Origin of the sequence: Streptomyces antibioticus (assembly GCF_002019855.1) — a bacterium.
GTDB lineage: Bacteria > Actinomycetota > Actinomycetes > Streptomycetales > Streptomycetaceae > Streptomyces > Streptomyces antibioticus_B.
In genome coordinates this window covers 177,746-195,484 of the sequence record NZ_CM007717.1, presented here as the reverse complement: position 1 = coordinate 195,484, position 17,739 = coordinate 177,746, and the positions used below count along the sequence as shown (strand labels likewise).

Below are 17,739 nucleotides of genomic sequence, written 5' to 3'. Positions count from 1 at the left end.
CGGCGGTTGCGGAAGCGCGCGGGCCCGAAGCGGTGTCGGTGGGTGGGGTTATTGTGCGAGGCGCCGGATGAAGTCAGGGCCGGTTGTCGGCTGATGCCGTTCGGATCCGTGCTGTTGCCCCGAGGAGGCACTTGGTGGGTGCTCGTTCGTTCATGCTGGCCACTCGGATACCGATGTCGCGCGACGGCTTCGACGAGTGGTTGCGTACGCCCCTGCCCGGCCCGGACATCATCGAGAACCCGTCCGCGATGTACACGGGGTGGGCCGTCGACGCGCTCACCCCGACTGGGACCTGACCGAGACTGCCGCCCACTACCCGCAGGCAGCGGCCGGGATCCGCGCCGACCGGACCAAATCTCCCCTCCAGCTACTCGCCCCCCGCGCCGCCCAGGGCTTCAACCTGATCCGCCACCGGGGTGAGGCGCTGGAGGTGTATCTGTACGCGTACCACGGCGAGGAGACCAGCGCCCAGACCGACCTGCTGATGCTGGCCGGCGCGGGCCGCTTCGCACACCCCGGAACCGAGGCACCAGTCCTGTACTGGGGCGGCGACATCTACCCCAGCCTTCCGATGCCCGGCGACGAACCCCTCGCGGTCATGCTCGTCACCGACGCCCGAGCCCGCTTCGTCGACACGTATCCGCTCGACGCCCTGATCACGGACCTGACGCCCATCGAGACCGACTTCCTGACCGCAACCGGCTACGGCGAGGACGAAGCCCTGACCGAACCACCCCTTCATCTGCTCGACCCCGCCCTCCGCGCACACCCGGTACCGGATTCTCGTACCTACTGAGGGCTCCCGTCGGCCCAGACCGGTCAGGGCAGGAGTTCGCGGGTCTCGATCCAGAGGAGAAGCAGATCGCGCGTCGGACCGGGCCGCAGATGTCCGATGAGCCGCTCCAGGTGCGCTGTCAGGTTCTTGTAGCGCCGTAGCTCGCGGATCTGCTCGATGGGAAGCTCACTCCAGTTGCCGGCAGAGGCCGCCGCATCCGATGGCGAAAGGTCCAGCATGGCGAGCGTGTCGGCCCCCAACGCATCGGGATTCCAGGCCGAGTTGTCGTCGTCGGGACCGAGGCGTTCGATGACCCAGGTCCGCAGCGCGAACTCCTGCTGGAGTTCGCGCACCGACCCCTCGACGCCGCTGTCCAGCATGCGCCTGTTCGCCAGCAGCGACAGTTCAGCCCAGTGTCGGCGTGCGTCGCGAGACCGGTCGGTGTCGTAGGCGCGTTGCTGGGCGACGACGCGGACCGACTCGAGCTGTGGCCAGTCGTGAGTGTCCGCGATGAGCGCCTGGAGGTGTTCGAACGGCCAGGTACTCAGATCGCGTTGTGGTTCTCTCCGGTGTGAATCCGTGCTCACTGGTCCTCGCTGCCTATCCTCGACGTCGGCCGGTGTGTGCACACCAACGCCCTGGACTCCCTTGGTGCTAATCGTGAGGCGACGCAGGTGGGAATGCGGAACACTTCGCCGGGTGATCGTCATGCAACCCGTTCTGGAGATATATACCCCTGAGGGCTTCGACCTCTGGCCCGTCGCCGAGATCGAACCGTTCGGCTTCCTGCCTCTCAGCGGTTCGCTCTCATCTGCCGAGGTCGGGACGGCGGTGATGCGCATCGCCGGCTGCAATGACATCGACCCGGCCGGCGACCGTCCGTGTCGTCCCGCCGGTGCACTTGACGCGTTTCTTCATGGACTGTTGACCTTCGATCACCTCTTCGCGGCGGGCGGCCTGCGAGTCACCGACACGGCCACGGGTGTCACCTTCCTCCCTGGCTGTTGCGATGGACTGGAGGACTGGCGCGACTGGCATCAGTTCATCGATGGCGGCAGCCTGCTCGGATTCGGCCACGATCCCGTGTCGCCGGTTGCGGAACGCTTCGGCGACGTCGTCCGGCTGACTGTCAACGCCGAGGAGGCCGACAGCCCGGTGATCGAGCTGTCCGTCACCCAGCTCCGCCACCTGCTCGCCGGCGTCGAACGCAACTTGGCAGACTTCCTTGCGCTGACAGCCGACTGGGCCTCCGGGCACCTGCCTGACCACGGCACTCTCGTGACAGCCGCCCTCTCGCGCGCACTCGACTCTCCTGCGTCGGCCGAGCCCCTCTAGGCGTGGAGCGATGATCCGGTGGAGGACGCGAAGAGGGCGGGCCCCTGCCGGATGACTGGCCCGGTCGGGGGTGTGGCGAGTGCTACGGCTGCACGTTTTCTGCTGGCAGGTTGTGCCACGCGTGTCCGCAGGTGCCTTTGCAGTACGTCTCGCGGCGGCGCGTGTCGGCGACGGTGAACACGGAGACGAGGACACGGAACGCCTTCACATGTTCGTTGGCGGGAAGGCTCGCGAACCCGTAGCGGGGCGGGTCCATGCAGATCATCACCGAGGGGTTGGCCGTGGGCTTCACACCGGACTTCGCCACGCCCGCCCGGCCGTCCGCAGAGGTGATGTGTGCCTGCATCGCATAACCGGCGACCTCCTGCAGCACCTCCTGACGACGTGTCGGGGCGAGGCCGGAGAACCAGCCCGAACCGTCGTCCAACGTACGGAGCCCCTGGGCGATCTCATTGACGACCCGCTCGATTTCCCGCCGGAAGGTGTGGCCGTCGTCTCTGCTCGTTTCGGTCATCGCTTGATGGTTCCACGAGGCCGAGCGCGGGCGAAGCCGATATCCGCCCCGCGCCTTCTTGGGCAGGCGCTCGCTCGCCGCAAGGCGAACAGCAAGACGGCCAACGGTGTGCAAGCCCGCACAGCCCCACGCCTCGAAGTCCGCGCCCTCCCCATCATCGAGTTCGGGCTCAGCCCACTGCGGCGCTCCCGCACGCTCCAGCAGCTTGCCGATCGCGACGAGTTCGGCGCGGACCATCGAGGTGTGGTTGTCCTCGGCATTGCCAAGCACGCCGACGACTACGTTCAGACCCATCCCCCGATCTTGGGCCGGAGCCGACTCGAAATATCGAGCTCGAGGGTGGAGCGATGTCAGCTCTGGCAGGCGCACCCCGCGGCGCTCTTGGCCTCGCTCACGGTGGCGGACGGGTCCGTCGCCTGCTCGGCCGGGGTGCAGCAGGCGGTGACGCCGCAGCAGGCATCGTCCGCGGCAGTCGTCGTAAGGGTGTCCGTCCCGGTGGCGGCTGCAGGCTTGGCGGCGCGGATGATGGCCGAGTGCATGCCGTCGGCGACCGCGTGGGTCGGGGTGATCTCGACGTCCGTGAAGCCGGCCGCCTCCAGACCGGCACGGTACTCGGCGAAGGAGAGGGCACCGGCGATGCAGCCGACGTAGTCGCCGCGTTCGGCCCGCTGGTCGGGGGTGAGGGTGTCGTCGGCGACGACGTCCGAGACGCCGAACCGTCCGCCGGGCTTCAGCACGCGGTAGGTCTCGGCGAAGACGGCGGGCTTGTCGGTGGACAGGTTGATGACGCAGTTGGAGATGACGACGTCGACCGTGTTCGCGGGGAGCGGGATCGCCTCGATGGTGCCCTTGAGGAACTCCACGTTCGTGGCGCCGGCCTTCGCCGCGTTGGCGAGGGCCAGGGCGAGCATCTCGTCGGTCATGTCCAGCCCGTACGCCTTGCCGGTGGGGCCGACGCGTCGGGCAGAGAGCAGGACGTCGATACCGCCTCCGGAGCCGAGATCGAGGACGACCTCGCCCGCACGCAGGTCCGCAACAGCCGTGGGGTTGCCGCAGCCGAGCGAGGCGGCGACGGCCTCGGCCGGGAGAACGGCACGGTCGTCGGCGGCGTAGAGGGTGGAGCCGAAGTTGTCGTCGTCCTCGACCGGCTCGGGCCCGCAACAGCCACTGCTGCCCTCGGCGACCTTCACGGCTGCCGCCGCGTACCGCTGGCGGACGGTCTCACGCAGGTCGGTGGTGGTGTTCGGCTGGTTCATGTCCTGCTCACTCCCAAGGCCACGGGGCGTAGCGGGCCTCCGGAACGGCGGCCTGCATCGACATTCATCGATACAACCTTGCGCCTTGAATCGAAAAACGTCAACATAGAGGCATGTCAAAACAAGAGCTCGAGGTGATCGGCCAGGACGCCGCCTGCTGCCCCGGTCTGTCCGCCGCGCCCCTGGACGAGACCCAGGCCGCCGACCTGGCGAAGGTCTTCAAGGCCCTCGGGGACCCGGTCCGGCTGCGGCTGATGTCGATGATCGCGTCGCGCGGCCAGGGCGGTGAGGTGTGCGTCTGCGAGCTGACGCCTGCCTTCGAACTGTCCCAGCCGACGATCTCCCACCACCTCAAGCTTCTCCGCCAGGCAGGGCTGATCGACTGCGAGCGCCGCGGCACCTGGGTCTACTACTGGGTGCTGCCCGGCGTACTCGACGGACTCGCCGCGTTCCTGACCACCTCCACGCAGCCCGCCAGAGCCGACGCGTGAACGCCTCCCTCGGCCGCCGCGCCGCCGCCGAGGCGATCGGCACCGCGCTGCTGGTGGCGGTGGTGGTCGGCTCCGGCATCCAAGCCACCGAGTTGACCCACGACACCGGCGTGCAACTGCTCGCCAACTCCCTCGCCACGGTCTTCGGCCTGGGCGTGCTCATCCTGCTGCTCGGGCCCGTGTCCGGCGCGCACTTCAACCCGGTCGTCACGCTCGCCGCCTGGTTCACCGGACGCCGCGATCCGCACGGCGGCCTCGCCCTGCGGGATGTCGTCGCGTACGTGCCCGCTCAGGCCACGGGTGCGATCGGCGGTGCGGTGCTGGCCGACGCGATGTTCGCCGAGCCGCTGGTCAAGTTCTCCACCCACGACCGGTCCGCGGGGCACCTGCTCCTGGGCGAGGTCGTCGCCACGGCAGGACTGATCCTCCTGATCTTCGGCCTCGTCCGGGTCGGCCGCGCAGCGCGCGCCCCCGCCGCGGTGGCCGCCTATATCGGGGCCGCGTACTGGTTCACCTCGTCCACGTCCTTCGCGAACCCGGCGGTGACCATCGGCCGGGCGTTCACCGACACCTTCGCCGGCATCGCTCCCGCCTCGGTCGCCCCGTTCATCGCGGCACAGATGCTGGGAGCCGTGGTCGGCCTGGGAGCCGTCGCCGTGATCTACGGCCGCGCTGCTCCGGTCCCGGTCGGCGAACCGTCACCTGCCGTCCCCTCACCGATCCGTACTCCCGAGAAGGCCGTTGACCATGAGTAGTTCGCCCGCCACTTCACGTCCATCGGTGCTGTTCGTCTGCGTCCACAACGCCGGCCGCTCCCAGATGGCCGCCGCCTTCCTCACCCACCTCGCCGGCGACCGCGTCGAGGTCCGCTCCGCCGGCTCTGCGCCCGCGGGCGGCGTCAACCCGGCCGTCGTCGAGGTCATGAAGGAGGTGGGCATCGACATCACCGCCGAGACCCCGAAGATCCTCACGGTCGAGGCGGTCCAGTCATCCGACGTGGTCATCACCATGGGGTGTGGGGACACGTGCCCGGTCTTCCCCGGCAAGCGATACCTCGACTGGCAGCTCGAAGACCCCGCGGGGCAGGGTGTCGATGCCGTACGTCCCATCCGCGACGAGATCGAGAGCCGGGTCAGGGCCCTGATCTCGCAACTGACCCCTCACTGACAGCGCAGGCCACGCGCTCGCGCAGATCTCCCACCTGCCCGTCCGACCCTCTCCTCCTTCTGGCCTGGGTAGCTCTGCCGTGAGTGGGGGAGGGGACGGCTGTGCCTGCGAAGAGGAGTCGATGGGGTGCGCTGACGCAGCGGGACTTTCGCCTGCTGTGGATCGGTGAGACGGCGAGCGGTCTGGGCAACGGGATCACCACGATCGCACTGCCTCTCGTGGCCGTACTGGCCTTGCAGGCCGACTCCCTGGAGGTAGGGCTTCTCGCGGCAGCGGTGTGGCTCCCGTGGCTGCTCGTCGGATTGCCCGCCGGGGCCTGGGCCGACAGGCTGCCCAAGCGCCGCGTCATGATCGTCTGCAACCTGGTGTCCGCGGCGATGTACGTCAGCGTGCCCATCGCGGGCTGGCTGGAGTGGCTGACAATCACTCACCTGTTCGTCACGGCACTGGCCTGCGGCACCTCAGCGGTGTTCTTCAACACGGCCTGCCACGCATACGTGCCGACCGTCCTGCCGCGGGAAGACCTCGCCGACGGGAACGCGAAGCTACAGGTCAGTGAGGCCGGAACGCGTGTGCTGGGCAGGAGCGTGGCCGGCTTCGTCGCTGAAGTCCTCGGCGTTACGGTCGGATTGTTGCTGGATACACTGACCTTCCTCCTGTCCACCGTGTGCCTGCTTGGCATCCGGACGCCGGAGGAAAGGTCCCCACGTCAGACACGTGCGGCCAAGCATCTCGTGGGGGAGATCGCGGTGGGCCTGCGTTTCCTCGGGCGCGATCCCTACCTGCGGCCCATCGTGATCTACGGCGCCACTCTCAACTTCCTGCTGATGGGCTACCAGGCGGTTCAGGTCATCTTCCTGGTCCGCACCATCGGTGTCAGTACCGGCGCGGTTGGTCTGCTGGTCATGTGCGCCAGTCTCGGAGGGACTCTGGGCGCTCTGATGGCCACACGGCTGTGCCGAGGCTGGGGCACAGGGCGCGCCATGGTGCTCACGCAGGCGCTGGCGTGCCCCTTCGCCCTCCTTCTGCCGCTGACCACGCCCAGGGTTGGCCTGCTGCTGTTCGGTACCGGGGCGTTTCTCCTCGGTGTGGGCGTCGCCGTGGGCAATGTCGTGGTCGGCACATTTCGCCAGAACTACTGCCCTACGTACCTGCTGGGGCGCGTCTCGTCCGCTGCCATGGCCACCAACCAAGGCGCGATCGCCATCGGATCCGCCCTCGGAGGGGTGCTCGGCTCAGTCATCGGCATTCGCCCGACGATGTGGGTCATGACGGTTCCGCTGGCCTTCACGTGGCTTCTTCTGGTGTTCAGCCCTGTTGCGAAGACCAGGGAACTGCCCGCGTCGAATTCTTCGGCAGACTACGACGGCGAGCCTGTCTAGAACTGCTGACGCAAGGCGGCTCCGGTCCAGTGCCTTCGTCGGTGGTTCCTGTGAACGGAGCTGGGCCGCGGCCTGAACGTGGCCATGCTCTGGACGCTCTGGCACCTGAACCCGTTGTCCAGCGGCTTCGGCCCCGACCGACCGCCCGGAGATGCAGGGTCGGTGACGGTGGCCGGTGACCGGAGTCCGGTCAGGCGATCAGCAGACATAGGCCGAGATCCGCCGTGTCGAGGTGGGTGAGGTGGCCGTTGCGCTCGGCCCAGTGACCGGAGTCGAGGTCGTCGGTGAGGGTTTGTACCGCCCGCTGCTCGGCCTGGTGGCCTACTCGTGTCCACACGGACATCGCGCGGCGCACGTGGTCCTGTAGGTACGCGCTCGGTCGGCGCCAGTACGCCTCGAACAGGCCGTCGGCGCAGTCCCAGGGGATGGGTACCGGCTCGGCGCGGGCGCCGATCGCCTCGGACATCGCGGCGAGCGAGGGAAAGTCGGCGAGAACGGCGGCGAACTCGGGCAGGTAGTCGCGGGTGAGCCAGAACCGGTCCTGCCATTCGGGCTCGTCGGTGTCGAAGGTGAGCACCACCACGCGGCGGGCCACGCGCCGCATCTCGCGCAGCCCCGCGATCGGGTCCTCCCAATGGTGGACGGTGGAGACGGCCATCGCGACGTCGAAGGAGTGGTCCTCGAACGGCAGGCTCTCCGCGGCGGCGGCCACACACGGCGCCGCGCCGGGAGCCCGTTGCCCCCGCATGACGGCCGAGGGTTCAACGGCGGTCACGTCGCGGTCCGTGGGCTCGTAGGAGCCTGTGCCGGCACCGACGTTCAGGACTGTCTGCGCGTCCCCGAGCGCGTCCATGATCTGTGCGGCGATCCGTGGTTCCGTCCGCCGAGTGGCGGTGTAGGCGCCGCCGATCGTGTCGTACAGCCTGGCCCCTAGCATTTCCAGTTGCTCCTGCGGTGTCACCTTCAACCCCTTGGCCCGTGCGTTGAGTTCCCTGTCGATGGCCGTCACCATGGCGTCGGTGCGGTGACGTCGTTCCAGCAGCAGGCCGCGCAGTCGGCGCAGGTGCGCCACCGCGTCGGTGGACGGGTCGCCGACCAGTTGTGCCACCTCCCGCAGTCCGAAGCCCAGCCGTCGGTAGGCCAGCACCTCCCTGAGCCGCTCCACGTCGTCGGCCGAGTAGGCCCGGTACCCGGCCGTGGTCCGAGCCGACGGACACACGAGTCCGATCTCGTCGTAGTGATGCAAGGTGCGCACACTCACGCCGGCCAGTTCGGCCACGCGTCCCACTGTCCAGTGATCCTCCATGCCATCGAGGGTGCGGCCTGACGCCACGTGAGGGTCAAGAGTGCTGAGAGGTGGACTCAGAGGGGTCTTACCGGAGTCCCGGACGTGCGGATCGGGGCGCTGAGAAGTTCATAGGCATCTGCCCTTCCCTCCATAGGACAGTCACGCCCGGCACTGCGCACGAGGAAGCCCGGTCGGCAGTAAGGCGACCGGGCTCTTGAACTGCGTTGGAGGGTCTGGCTCGGGGTGCCTCCCGAGAGTCGGGCTCGCCCTTGCGATAGGAGGAGCTGCATCTCGCTCAGGCCGGGGGCGGCACCCCCCTCAACTCCCCCCACCCTGCGGATACGTCTGCACGATGTACGCCCAGCGCGCCGTGCCCACCGTCAGGAACAGGACGGCCGGTGTCAGCCACCAGCGGCTGAGGGTGTGGCGGCGTACGGGGAACAGGGTGAGCAGGAAGGTGAGCGTGCCCAGGGCGATCAGGAGAGCTGAGGCGAACTCGATGGCCGTCAGGGTCGATTCGTCCCAGGTGCCCTGGGGGTGGATCGTCAACGCCCCGTACGCGACATACGTGTTGAGGGCGTAGGCGAGCGCGAGGGCTACGCCCCACGGGCCTCGTGGCAGGGCGGTCACTTCAGGGCGCTCCTCGCGTCGTCCAGGTTCCTGTCGAAGCCACGGCCGTAGCCCTGGGCCTGGTCATCCTGCCAGTAGGGGCCGCCGTTGTAGCGGGCGGCGAGTTCCTGACGCTGTTCGCGCGTCATCTGGTCCGCCGGTACGTCGGCGAAGCCGCTCTCCTCCTTGAGCATGGCCAGGTACTCGGAGGCGATGAAGATGTTCTGCCCGGGGTCCTGGAGCGCGGCCTCGATGGTGTCCCGCTGTCCGTCCGTGAGGTTCGCCGGGTCGTACCCCAGGACCTCCGCGGCCCGTCGTACCTGGATGGCGATGGGGCCGAAGGACGTCTCGTCGGGCGAACCGCCCAGCCGCGACGGCAGGTTCTCCGGGGTGCCGGGCAGCCAGCCGTCCTCGGCGAGACCGCGGAGGGTGTCGACACCGTCGTCCATCCAGCCCCACTGGCCGCCCACCTCCTGCCAGGCGATGCCCGCGACCATGTCGGGCGGCAGGCCGGAACGTTCCGCCGCCGCGATGATGATCTCCTTGTTCGCCGCGATCCACTCGGCGCGCTCCTCGGCGCTCCTCGGTACGGCCCAGTAGGCGTCGGTGGCCTCCGGCAGCCCGGTCAGGCGCATCCGGATGTCCGCGAGGGACGCCGACACGTCGTCCTTCCCGACCGCCTTGGTGAACTCCGCCTTGGACCCGCTGCCGGGGAGGTGCGTGAGCGGATCCCGGGCGGCCTCGGCGGCCTCCGCCCGCAGCGCGGGTATGGCGTCGATCAGGCTCTTGGCGTCGACGAAGTCACCGCCGCGGAAGTCGGGGAGGGCCTTGTAGGCGGCGTCCAGCGCCGTCGTGCACGCGTCCCGTGCCTCGCCCTCCACCGTCTTGGCGCGATGGTACGCCGCACTGGCCTGGTCGTGGGCGCGGTTCGCGTCGTCCTTGATGTCGTCGATGTCCACGGTGAGTTCGGCGGCCCAGTCCAGGAAACCGGTCGTGCCCCGCAAGTCCTCCCACTGGCGCATGGGCCCCGCCTCCTGCGCCTCGCGCGTCACGGCGTCCGCGACCTGGGATATGAGGCCGGCCAGCGTCTGTTCCGCCGATTTGCCGTCCGAGTAGTGGGACTTGGCGGTCTCGAGCGCCGACGCGTAGTGCAGCAGCGCGCTCTGCGCCTTGTCGTACCCGTCGGCGAGGTGCGTGATCAGATCGCGCGCCTCCCGCAGGCGGTTGTCGTACGGCTTGCGGTTCTCGCTCACCCACCGTGTGTGGGTGGCAGCCCGCCGCGCGCCGGGCTCGACGTCGAGCAGCAGATCGCGCAGCCGTTTGAACTCCAGGGCGTTGCGCTCCACGAGCGCGGGGTTGCAGTCGTCGAGGAAGCGGACGTCCTGGCGGTAGGTGTAGGCCATGGCCGGTCACCGGTCTTCCGGGGCGACGTACACGCCCAGTTCGAGGATGGCGTTCATCATGCCTCCGGCCACCTCACCGTCGTACGTGACGAAGGTGCCGTTCGCGTCCCTGAGCCGCGTGGACAAGGCGGCGAGCAGGGACGTCACGTCCTGGTACTGGTCGTCCGCGAAGCGGGCGAACCTGTCGACCTTCGCGGCGACGTCCGGATGTGAGCGCGGTGCGCGCGCCGTCGTGCAGAGGTCGCCGTCGGGCCGGCCCTCGTACAGCAAACCGGCCAGTTCGATCAGGGAGTTCGCGTTCCCGTTCAGTGATTCGTGGCTGACGCGGAGCTCATCGCCCTTGCCTCCCGGCGCGGCCCCGCCCCCGCCTCCGCCGCCGTCGGCGGGGTACTGATTCAGTTGCATCCGCGTGGCGGCATCGTGTTGCTCCGCCGCCTCGGCTTTGAGGTGTTCCCACTCGTCCCAAGCCATACGTCGTCCCCCGTCCCCGTACTCCGCCGCGCGGAGTCCATGATCCAACCGACTGTAACCGGCGACCTGCCCACGCCTCCAGAGACGGTCGCCACGGGATCCGTGCGACACGTGGATACGGCCCCGCCAGGCTCGGCCGACCTGCCCTGCCCTGCTGGGGTCCCGTCTACGACGAATGCGGGAGACGGACCCTCGGCGTATGCCTGGGTCTCCGTCCTCCGGTCATGGAAACGGGCGCGGGATTCCGGACTCCGAACACTCGTGATCGCCGACCGACCACTCGTGATCGACAACCGGAGAATCCGGACTACGAACTACCGGGCAGTCTCGACGCGTTGGACCCCGTGGCGGTGGCGCTGCGGCTCCGGCTGGCCGCCGCCGACGCGTTCGTGCTGATCGTCCCCGAGTACAACCGCAGCGTCCCCGGCCCGCTCAAGACCCTGATCGACAGCTTCCGGTCCGAGTGGGAGGCCAAGCCCGTCGGCTTCGTCGGCTACGGACTGTCGCTGACCGGGGGAGTGCGCGCGGTGGAGCATCTGCGGCAGATCTTCGCCGAGTTCCACGCGGTCGGCATGAAGGACGCGGTGCTCTTCCCGCGCGTTCTCGAACACTACGACGCCCAGGGCCGGTTCCCCACCGAGTCCGAGGGCGCCGAGGCCGCGGCCAAGCTCATGCTCGACCAACTGCTCTGGTGGGCGCTGGCCCTGCGCGACGCCAAGTCCGTACGCCCGTACGGCGTCTGAGACTCCCGGCTGGCTCCCCAGTGAGACCCCCCGAGCTCCGAATTCCCTCTGGAGTACTGATGGCCGCCGCCGCTGCCGCCGCCGCGACCGATCCCCTTCCCGATCTCCTGATCGCCGTCCCGGCGGTGATCCTTCTCTGTGCGCTGGGCGCGCGCCTGGTGCGCCGTGCCGGCCAGCCGCCCGTGGTGGGCGAGATAGCCGTCGGCCTGCTGCTCGGTCCCTCGTTCCTGGGGTGGCTGTTGCCCGGTGCGCAGGAGTGGCTCCTGCCGGCGTCCTGTCTGCCGTACCTGGGGCTGCTCATCTTCATGTTCCTCGTCGGGCACGAGCTGCGGATCGGCTCGCTGCGCGCGCAGAGCAGTACGGCGGCGGCGGTCTCGATGACGAGCATCGCGCTGCCCCTGGGCCTCGGCACGCTCCTGGCCCTCGGGATGTACGACTCGTTCGCGCCCGAGGGCATGGAGCGGCTGCCGTTCGTCCTGTTCATCGCGGTGGCCATGAGCACCACCGCGTTCCCGGTGATGGCGCGGATCCTGGTGGACCGGGGCATGTACCGGACGCCGTTGGACGTGCCGGCGCTGGCCTGCGCGGCCTTCGACGACGTGACCGCCTGGTGTCTGCTGGCGGCGGTGGTCGCCGTGTCGTCGGCAGGCTCGCCCATGGAGGCGGTCACCACCGCGCTGTCCGCCGTCGGCTTCGCCCTCTTCATGGTCGCGGTGGTGCGTCCGGTGCCGGCCCGGCTGACCGCCCGCGCCGAGCGGGTCTCCACCGACGGCATGGTCCTGGTGGTGCTCTTCAGCGGGCTGTGCCTGAGTGCCCTGGCCACGGACCTGATCGGTGTGCACGCGCTGTTCGGGGCCTTCCTGTTCGGTGCGGTGACGCCGCGCGGCAGCCGGGTCATCGAGTTGCAGACGGCCCGGCTGCGGGCCTTCGCCGTGCCGGTGCTGCTTCCGCTGTTCTTCGTCACCACCGGTCTGCGCGCGGACGTCGGTCTGCCGGCCGCGGACCCGGTGCAGTGGCTGTGGGCCGGTGCGGTCCTCGCGGTGGCCGTGCCGGCGAAGTGGGGCGGCGGGACCGGGGCGGCCCGGCTCGCCGGCCGGTCCTGGCGGGACGCGATGTCGATCGGCGCGCTGATGAACTGCCGCGGGCTGACCGAGCTGATCGTGCTGAACGTCGGCCTCGGCCTCGGCGTGACCGGCCAGGACCTGTTCACGATCCTCGTCCTGATGGCACTGATCACCACCGCGGCCACCTCGCCGGCGCTCGACCGGATCCGCGAGGGGATGCCCGAGGACGCCCTGGAGGGGGAAGAAGCGCAGGTCGGCGAGCCGGTGGACGGGGAGCGGCGGCCGGACGGCGTGCAGGGCACCGTCGGCGCCCGCGCCGGGGGAGCGCGTCCGGCGCCGTAGAGAGCTTGGATCGCTGATGGTTGGAAGCTTGATAGTTAGGTAGTTTGACGATACTGTCGTTCCAAGCCGGACACGTGCAGGAGGGAAGAGGACATGGGCGACTTCAAGAACCTCGACATGACGATGATGTTCGCCATCCACGACGCGCTCCGCCGTGAACTGGAGCGCATCGCACGGATCACCTCCCGGGTGGACGAGGACCCTCGGCACGTGCTGAGCACCGCGGTCGGCTGGGAGCTGTTCAAGAAGTTCCTCACCGCCCACCACACCTCCGAGGACCGCACCCTGTGGCCGGTGATGTACGAGGCGCTGGTCGGCCGTGGCGCCGGCTCCGAGATCGCGCTGCTCGACGCGATGGAGGACGAACACGCGGTCATCGACCCGCTGTTGGCCGACATCGACGCCGCGCTCGCCGACCGGGACTCGGGCGCCGAACGCCTCGGCGGCCTCGTCGACACGTTCTGTACCGACCTCCGTGCCCACCTCGACCACGAGGAGCGGGAGGCGCTCGCGCTCATGGACCTGACCCTGAGCCCGCAGCAGTGGGCGGCGTTCAGCGCCGAACAGAAGGACCGCATCGGGAGCGACGCCAACCGCTACCTCCCGTGGCTCCTGGACGACATCGACGCCGCCCGGGTCGCCGTGATCCTCGGCAAGCTGCCGCCCCCGCTGCGCGCCGCCTACGAGACCGAGTGGCGTGCCGCCTACGAGGACCTCGACATCTGGGCCGTCAAGGACGCCGCAGGACGCTGACCTCCCTCCCCGCACCCCTTCTGGAGACGTTCATGTCGACGCAGGACAGAACCGAAGCCGCTCCACCGGGCCCCGCCACACCCCCGGGCACCGCCGCGCCGACCCCGTCCGGGGAACGGCTCGGGCTCGCCCTCGCGGTCATCGCCGCCGCCCAGCTCATGCTGGTCCTCGACAACACGATCGTGGCCGTCGCCCTGCCCAGCATGCAGAGCGCGCTCGGCCTCTCCGACGCCCGCCTCGGCTGGATCGTCACCGCCTACGCGCTCGCCTTCGGCGGTCTGCTGCTGGCCGGCGGCCGGGCCGGTGACCTCTTCGGCCGCCGCCGGGTGTTCCGCGCCGGACTCGTGATCTTCACCCTCGCCTCGCTGTTCGGCGGTCTCGCGGGCAGCGGCGAGGCGCTGATCGCCGCCCGGGTCCTCCAGGGCGTCGGCGCGGCGATCGCGGCACCGACCGCGCTCTCCCTGCTGGCCTCCACCTTCCCGGCGGGCCCGGCGCGCAACAAGGCGCTCGGCGTCTACGGGGCGATGGGCGGGCTGGGTTCCGTGGTCGGCCTGCTGCTCGGCGGGGCGCTGACCGAGTACCTCAGTTGGCGCTGGGTCATGTACATCAACATCCCGATCGCCGTCGCGGTCCTCATCGGTACCGGCGTCCTGAAGGAGGGCGGGCGGGACCGCGGCAAGGTCGACGTGTCCGGCGCGCTGACCGCCACGTTCGGGTTCGGCTCCCTCGTCTACGGCATCAACCGGGCCGGCGAGAAGGGCCTCGACGACGGCACCACCCTGATCGCCCTGGCCGTCGCGGTCGTGCTGATCGCCGCGTTCGTCGTCATCCAGCGCGCCGGCCGGGCGCCGATGCTGCCGGGCTCGGTCCTCGCCGACCGGAGCCGTGCCGGGGCCAACGCGGTGATGTTCCTGATCGGGGCGGGCATGTTCGCCACGTTCTACTTCCTCACCCTCTACATGCAGATCGTCAAGGGGTACGAGCCGATGATCACCGGCCTCGCCTACCTCCCCTTCGCCATCGGCATCGGCTTCGCGGCCGGCGGTGTCGGACCGCGGTTGCTGGCCAAGGTGCCCGAGCGATCGGTCATCGCCACCGGACTGGTCATCGGCGTCGCCGGCATGGTCTGGCTCAGCTTCCTGGAGCCCGGCCAGAACGCCTTCGCCGTCCTCCTGCCCGCCCAACTGGTCTGCGGGTTCGGCCTCGGCCTGGTCTTCGTCACGGTCACCGTCATCAGCGTGCGCGGCGTCTCCCCGGAGGACACGGGCATCGCGGCCGGGCTGATCAACACCAGCCAGCAGATCGGCGGCGCGGTGGGCCTCGCCGTCCTCGCCGCGACCGCCTCCGTCATCACCGACCACAACCTGCCCGGCGACCGCGCCGAAGCGCTCACCGCCGGCTACGCCTACGGCCTCCTCATCGGCGGCGGCATCTATCTGATCGCGCTGATCGTGACCCTGACCACCATCAGAGCCACGGCACCGCAGCCCCAGCCACACTGAGGGCGCCCCCTGAGACGGGCCGCCTCCGGCCCCCCTCCGGGCGGGGCCAGGCGTGTCGCGTGCGCGTGCGTGAACGGCGGCGTGCGGTGGGTTTCGGCGGGTCGGGGGTTGGTGTGACGGGTGCGATCCGGCGGGGTTGGTGCGTTTGGTCTGGGGCCGGTGCGGCGCGTCCCCCAAGGACGGGGTACGACAACGGGCCCCGGCGGGCAGCGGTCCGGTGATCCGGGCCCTGGCCCGGCAGGGCTTGTGCGCCTGGCCCGGTTCCGATCCGGCGGGACCGTGCGCGTGGTCCGAGTGCGGTCCGACGCGTCCCGCGTGGGCCTCCCTGAACAGGGGCTCAGGGCGGACCGAGGCGGGCCGCAGCCCGGTGATCCGGGTGCCGGCCCCGCGAGGCCGAGTGCCTGATCCCGGGCCGATTCTGTGGGGCTCGTGCGCCCGCCGCTCCGGGCCTTGTTCAGCGGGGGCGGGGGGCCGATCCCGGGCTGGGCCTGATGGGGCCGGGCGCCCGATCCTGCCCTCGGTCCCGCAGGGCCCGCGCCCCCGCCCGGCCCCGGTCCCGTAGGGCCTCCGGCCCCGGTCCGGCAGGCCCCCGCCCCCGGTCCCGCCGCCCCCATCCGCCGTATACTCGGTTTCCGGTTTCGGAGGGGAGATGACGATCGTGGGAGGCGAGCGCGGCGCGAGGCGAGGATCCGAGTCGGAGGCGGAGGCCACGGCCGAGGTCGCCGGGGTTCTGCCCGAAGCGCTCACCGGGTTCATCGGCTACCTCCTGCGCCGGGTCTTCGCGCAGTTCACCACCTTCGCCGACGGCCCCGAGGACGACTCCCGGGACTTCCTCGTCCTGGACGCGCTGACCGGCGGCGACTGGGTCTCCCAGCTCGACCTGGCCGAGCGGCTCGGCATCAACCGCACCATCATGGTCGGCGTCATCGACCGCCTGGAGGCGCGGCACCAGGTGCTCCGCACCCGCAACCCGGACAACCGCCGCCAGTACATCCTCTCCCTCACCGACGAAGGCCGCGCCGCCGTCGAGGCGGGCCGCCGCGCCGTCGCCGAGCGGGACGCCCGGCTCACCGCCGCGCTCAGCCCCGAACAGGTCACCCGGCTCAACACCCTGCTCGCGCGGCTCCTCCCGCAGAGCACCCAGGACCTCGTGCAGGGCACCGAGCACCTGGTCGAGCAGGCCCACCACCGGCTGCGCCGGCTCGGCGACGAGAAGCTGGCCGGGACCGGGCTGCGGGTCCGCCACTACGGGCCGCTCTCCATCCTGGCCGCCTCCGGCCCCTGCCCGCAGCAGCGGCTCGCCCAGGAGCTGGCCATCACCGGACCCGCGACCTCCCAACTGGTGGACGAGCTGGTCGACGGCGGGATGGTCCACCGCGGCCGCGACCCGCACGACCGGCGCCGCCACGCCCTGGAGCTGACCGAGCTGGGACACACCCAGCTCAAGACGGTCGCCGAGGCCGTCGACCAGCTCGCCGCCGAGGTGTCGGCCCTGCTCGGGCCCGGCGGCGAGGAGGAGCTGCGGGGCCTGCTCGTACAGCTCCTCGAACCGGCTCACCCTGGCGTCGCCGAAACAGCCGGAAGGCGTGGCTGAGCCACGAATACCCGCAGTCAACCTGCCTTTTCCCAGCGGGGGTTGACCGCACGCCCCATTCCTGTCGCGTTGGAGGCCCCGGCCCCCTTCCTGACCCCCGCGCAGAACGCGGAGCTGTACGCGGCGTCCAAGGCGATCCTCCGGGAGGCCGGCTATGTCGGCGCCGGCACCGTGGAGTTCCTCGTCGGCCGGGACGGCACGATCTCCTTCCTGGAGGTCAACACCCGCCTCCAGGTCGAACACCCGGTCACCGAGGAGGTCACCGGCATCGACCTTGTGCGCGAGATGTTCCGTATCGCCGACGGCGAGGAACCCGGGTACGGCGACCCGCAGGTGCGCGGCCACTCCTTCGAGTTCCGTATCAACGGCGAGGACCCCGGCCGGGGTTTCCTGCCCGCGCCCGGCACCGTCACCACGTTCGCACCGCCGTCGGGGCCGGGCGTCCGCCTGGACTCCGGCGTCGAGTCCGGCAGTGTGATCGGGCCGGCCTGGGACTCTCTCCTCGCCAAGCTGATCGTCACCGGCGCCACCCGCGAACAGGCCCTCCAGCGGGCGGCCCGCGCGCTCGCCGAGTTCACCGTCGACGGCATGGCCACCGTCCTCCCTTTCCACCGCGCCGTCGTCACCGACCCGGCCTTCACCACCGAGCCCTTCACCGTGCACACCCGTTGGATCGAGACCGGCTTCGTCAACACCCTGGAGCCGTTCGTGCCGCCCGCCGAAGTGCTTGGCGCCGAACCGGAGTTGCCGCGCGAGCTGGTCGTGGTCGAGGTCGGCGGACAGCGCCTCGAAGTGGTCCTCCCGTCCGTCCTGCCGACCATGCCGGCCCCCGCCGGGACAACCCCCACATGGGCGTGGTCACCGCCAGCTCCTCCGGCGGCTTCGAGTTCGGCCAGGGCGAGCTCCACTCTTCATCCCCCCTCACCAACCACACCGTCCGACGTTGGTCCGCCGGACGAAGTCCTCGATCGCGCGCATCACCATCCTGAGGTGGACGCATCTGGAGGTGTCCGCCGTGACAGAACGCCGCGCCGTGGCGAACCACAACCC

General features: G+C 70.2%; 19 protein-coding genes and 1 pseudogene. 13 read left to right on the top strand and 7 right to left on the bottom strand.

The window, feature by feature from the left end; genetic code table 11:
* Nucleotides 1–134: 134 nt before the first annotated feature.
* Both AFM16_RS39240 and AFM16_RS00895 read left to right on the top strand, forming a co-directional pair.
* Nucleotides 135–296, top strand: coding sequence for a hypothetical protein (locus tag AFM16_RS39240; RefSeq protein ID WP_167797128.1), 162 nt, complete (start codon nt 135–137; stop codon nt 294–296).
* Complete coding sequence (locus AFM16_RS00895) at nt 260–796, top strand: hypothetical protein (RefSeq protein ID WP_078631647.1); 537 nt, start codon at nt 260–262, stop codon at nt 794–796. Before AFM16_RS39240 ends, AFM16_RS00895 begins: the two co-directional genes overlap by 37 nt.
* Nucleotides 797–819: 23 nt before the next feature.
* Here AFM16_RS00895 and AFM16_RS00890 read toward each other — a convergent pair whose 3' ends face one another.
* Nucleotides 820–1,362: a hypothetical protein gene (locus tag AFM16_RS00890; protein WP_051780569.1), complete on the bottom strand. Its 543-nt coding sequence runs from the start codon at nt 1,360–1,362 to the stop codon at nt 820–822.
* A gap of 112 nt (nt 1,363–1,474) precedes the next feature.
* Here AFM16_RS00890 and AFM16_RS00885 point away from each other — a divergent pair, with 112 nt between their 5' ends.
* Nucleotides 1,475–2,110: a hypothetical protein gene (locus AFM16_RS00885; protein ID WP_078631645.1), complete on the top strand. Its 636-nt coding sequence runs from the start codon at nt 1,475–1,477 to the stop codon at nt 2,108–2,110.
* A gap of 82 nt (nt 2,111–2,192) precedes the next feature.
* On the opposite strand, the gene AFM16_RS00880 is transcribed toward AFM16_RS00885, so the two are convergent.
* The gene (locus AFM16_RS00880) at nt 2,193–2,918 is read right to left on the bottom strand and encodes a DUF5958 family protein (RefSeq protein WP_078631643.1); all 726 of its coding nucleotides are present in this window, start codon (nt 2,916–2,918) and stop codon (nt 2,193–2,195) included.
* A gap of 56 nt (nt 2,919–2,974) precedes the next feature.
* Complete coding sequence (arsM, locus tag AFM16_RS00875) at nt 2,975–3,880, bottom strand: arsenite methyltransferase (RefSeq protein WP_078631641.1); 906 nt, start codon at nt 3,878–3,880, stop codon at nt 2,975–2,977.
* Between the two features lie 113 nt (nt 3,881–3,993).
* Here arsM and AFM16_RS00870 point away from each other — a divergent pair, with 113 nt between their 5' ends.
* The 4 genes from AFM16_RS00870 (at nt 3,994) to AFM16_RS00855 (ending at nt 6,920) form a co-directional block, all read left to right on the top strand.
* Nucleotides 3,994–4,371, top strand: a complete 378-nt coding sequence (locus AFM16_RS00870) for an ArsR/SmtB family transcription factor (RefSeq protein ID WP_030788655.1) — start codon at nt 3,994–3,996, stop codon at nt 4,369–4,371.
* On the top strand, nt 4,368–5,126 hold the full coding sequence (locus tag AFM16_RS00865; protein WP_051780567.1) for an aquaporin: 759 nt from the start codon (nt 4,368–4,370) through the stop codon (nt 5,124–5,126). Before AFM16_RS00870 ends, AFM16_RS00865 begins: the two co-directional genes overlap by 4 nt.
* Nucleotides 5,119–5,538, top strand: a complete 420-nt coding sequence (locus AFM16_RS00860) for an arsenate reductase ArsC (protein ID WP_030788651.1) — start codon at nt 5,119–5,121, stop codon at nt 5,536–5,538. Before AFM16_RS00865 ends, AFM16_RS00860 begins: the two co-directional genes overlap by 8 nt.
* A gap of 101 nt (nt 5,539–5,639) precedes the next feature.
* Nucleotides 5,640–6,920, top strand: a complete 1,281-nt coding sequence (locus tag AFM16_RS00855) for an MFS transporter (protein WP_078631639.1) — start codon at nt 5,640–5,642, stop codon at nt 6,918–6,920.
* A gap of 190 nt (nt 6,921–7,110) precedes the next feature.
* Here the strand turns inward: AFM16_RS00855 and AFM16_RS00850 are convergent, their stop codons facing one another.
* The 4 genes from AFM16_RS00850 to AFM16_RS00835 form a co-directional block, all read right to left on the bottom strand.
* Nucleotides 7,111–8,208 carry a MerR family transcriptional regulator gene (locus AFM16_RS00850; protein WP_078631637.1) on the bottom strand — a complete coding sequence of 366 codons (1,098 nt, stop codon included), beginning with the start codon at nt 8,206–8,208 and terminating at the stop codon, nt 7,111–7,113.
* A gap of 318 nt (nt 8,209–8,526) precedes the next feature.
* Nucleotides 8,527–8,838: a hypothetical protein gene (locus tag AFM16_RS00845; protein ID WP_078631635.1), complete on the bottom strand. Its 312-nt coding sequence runs from the start codon at nt 8,836–8,838 to the stop codon at nt 8,527–8,529.
* Nucleotides 8,835–10,220, bottom strand: coding sequence for a hypothetical protein (locus AFM16_RS00840; RefSeq protein ID WP_078631633.1), 1,386 nt, complete (start codon nt 10,218–10,220; stop codon nt 8,835–8,837). Before AFM16_RS00840 ends, AFM16_RS00845 begins: the two co-directional genes overlap by 4 nt.
* Before the next feature lie 6 nt (nt 10,221–10,226).
* On the bottom strand, nt 10,227–10,691 hold the full coding sequence (locus tag AFM16_RS00835) for a hypothetical protein (RefSeq protein WP_245177585.1): 465 nt from the start codon (nt 10,689–10,691) through the stop codon (nt 10,227–10,229).
* Between the two features lie 344 nt (nt 10,692–11,035).
* Here AFM16_RS00835 and AFM16_RS00830 point away from each other — a divergent pair, with 344 nt between their 5' ends.
* From AFM16_RS00830 to AFM16_RS00805, 6 genes and pseudogenes are all read left to right on the top strand, one after another.
* Complete coding sequence (locus AFM16_RS00830) at nt 11,036–11,434, top strand: NADPH-dependent FMN reductase (protein WP_245177939.1); 399 nt, start codon at nt 11,036–11,038, stop codon at nt 11,432–11,434.
* A gap of 59 nt (nt 11,435–11,493) precedes the next feature.
* Nucleotides 11,494–12,840 carry a cation:proton antiporter gene (locus AFM16_RS00825; RefSeq protein WP_078631630.1) on the top strand — a complete coding sequence of 449 codons (1,347 nt, stop codon included), beginning with the start codon at nt 11,494–11,496 and terminating at the stop codon, nt 12,838–12,840.
* A gap of 93 nt (nt 12,841–12,933) precedes the next feature.
* Nucleotides 12,934–13,593, top strand: a complete 660-nt coding sequence (locus AFM16_RS00820) for a hemerythrin domain-containing protein (RefSeq protein WP_078631628.1) — start codon at nt 12,934–12,936, stop codon at nt 13,591–13,593.
* Between the two features lie 32 nt (nt 13,594–13,625).
* Nucleotides 13,626–15,095 (top strand): MFS transporter, encoded by a 1,470-nt coding sequence (locus tag AFM16_RS00815; protein WP_078631626.1) that lies wholly within the window; start codon nt 13,626–13,628, stop codon nt 15,093–15,095.
* Nucleotides 15,096–15,744: 649 nt separating this feature from the next.
* Nucleotides 15,745–16,689: a MarR family winged helix-turn-helix transcriptional regulator gene (locus AFM16_RS00810; protein ID WP_078631624.1), complete on the top strand. Its 945-nt coding sequence runs from the start codon at nt 15,745–15,747 to the stop codon at nt 16,687–16,689.
* Between the two features lie 72 nt (nt 16,690–16,761).
* Nucleotides 16,762–17,502 (top strand): annotated as a pseudogene (locus AFM16_RS00805) (ATP-binding protein); the annotation flags it as partial.
* Nucleotides 17,503–17,739: the final 237 nt, after the last annotated feature.

What these genes read in the sequence shown, in the direction of transcription:
- AFM16_RS00840 (WP_078631633.1), bottom strand. Translation starts at nt 10,220, where the DNA reads ATGGCCTACACCTACCGCCAGGACGTCCGCTTCCTCGACGACTGCAAC.
- AFM16_RS00870 (WP_030788655.1), top strand. Translation starts at nt 3,994, where the DNA reads ATGTCAAAACAAGAGCTCGAGGTGATCGGCCAGGACGCCGCCTGCTGC.
- AFM16_RS00825 (WP_078631630.1), top strand. Translation starts at nt 11,494, where the DNA reads ATGGCCGCCGCCGCTGCCGCCGCCGCGACCGATCCCCTTCCCGATCTC.
- AFM16_RS00815 (WP_078631626.1), top strand. Translation starts at nt 13,626, where the DNA reads ATGTCGACGCAGGACAGAACCGAAGCCGCTCCACCGGGCCCCGCCACA.
- AFM16_RS00810 (WP_078631624.1), top strand. Translation starts at nt 15,745, where the DNA reads ATGACGATCGTGGGAGGCGAGCGCGGCGCGAGGCGAGGATCCGAGTCG.
- arsM (WP_078631641.1), bottom strand. Translation starts at nt 3,880, where the DNA reads ATGAACCAGCCGAACACCACCACCGACCTGCGTGAGACCGTCCGCCAG.
- AFM16_RS00820 (WP_078631628.1), top strand. Translation starts at nt 12,934, where the DNA reads ATGGGCGACTTCAAGAACCTCGACATGACGATGATGTTCGCCATCCAC.
- AFM16_RS00860 (WP_030788651.1), top strand. Translation starts at nt 5,119, where the DNA reads ATGAGTAGTTCGCCCGCCACTTCACGTCCATCGGTGCTGTTCGTCTGC.
- AFM16_RS00880 (WP_078631643.1), bottom strand. Translation starts at nt 2,918, where the DNA reads ATGGGTCTGAACGTAGTCGTCGGCGTGCTTGGCAATGCCGAGGACAAC.
- AFM16_RS00835 (WP_245177585.1), bottom strand. Translation starts at nt 10,691, where the DNA reads ATGGCTTGGGACGAGTGGGAACACCTCAAAGCCGAGGCGGCGGAGCAA.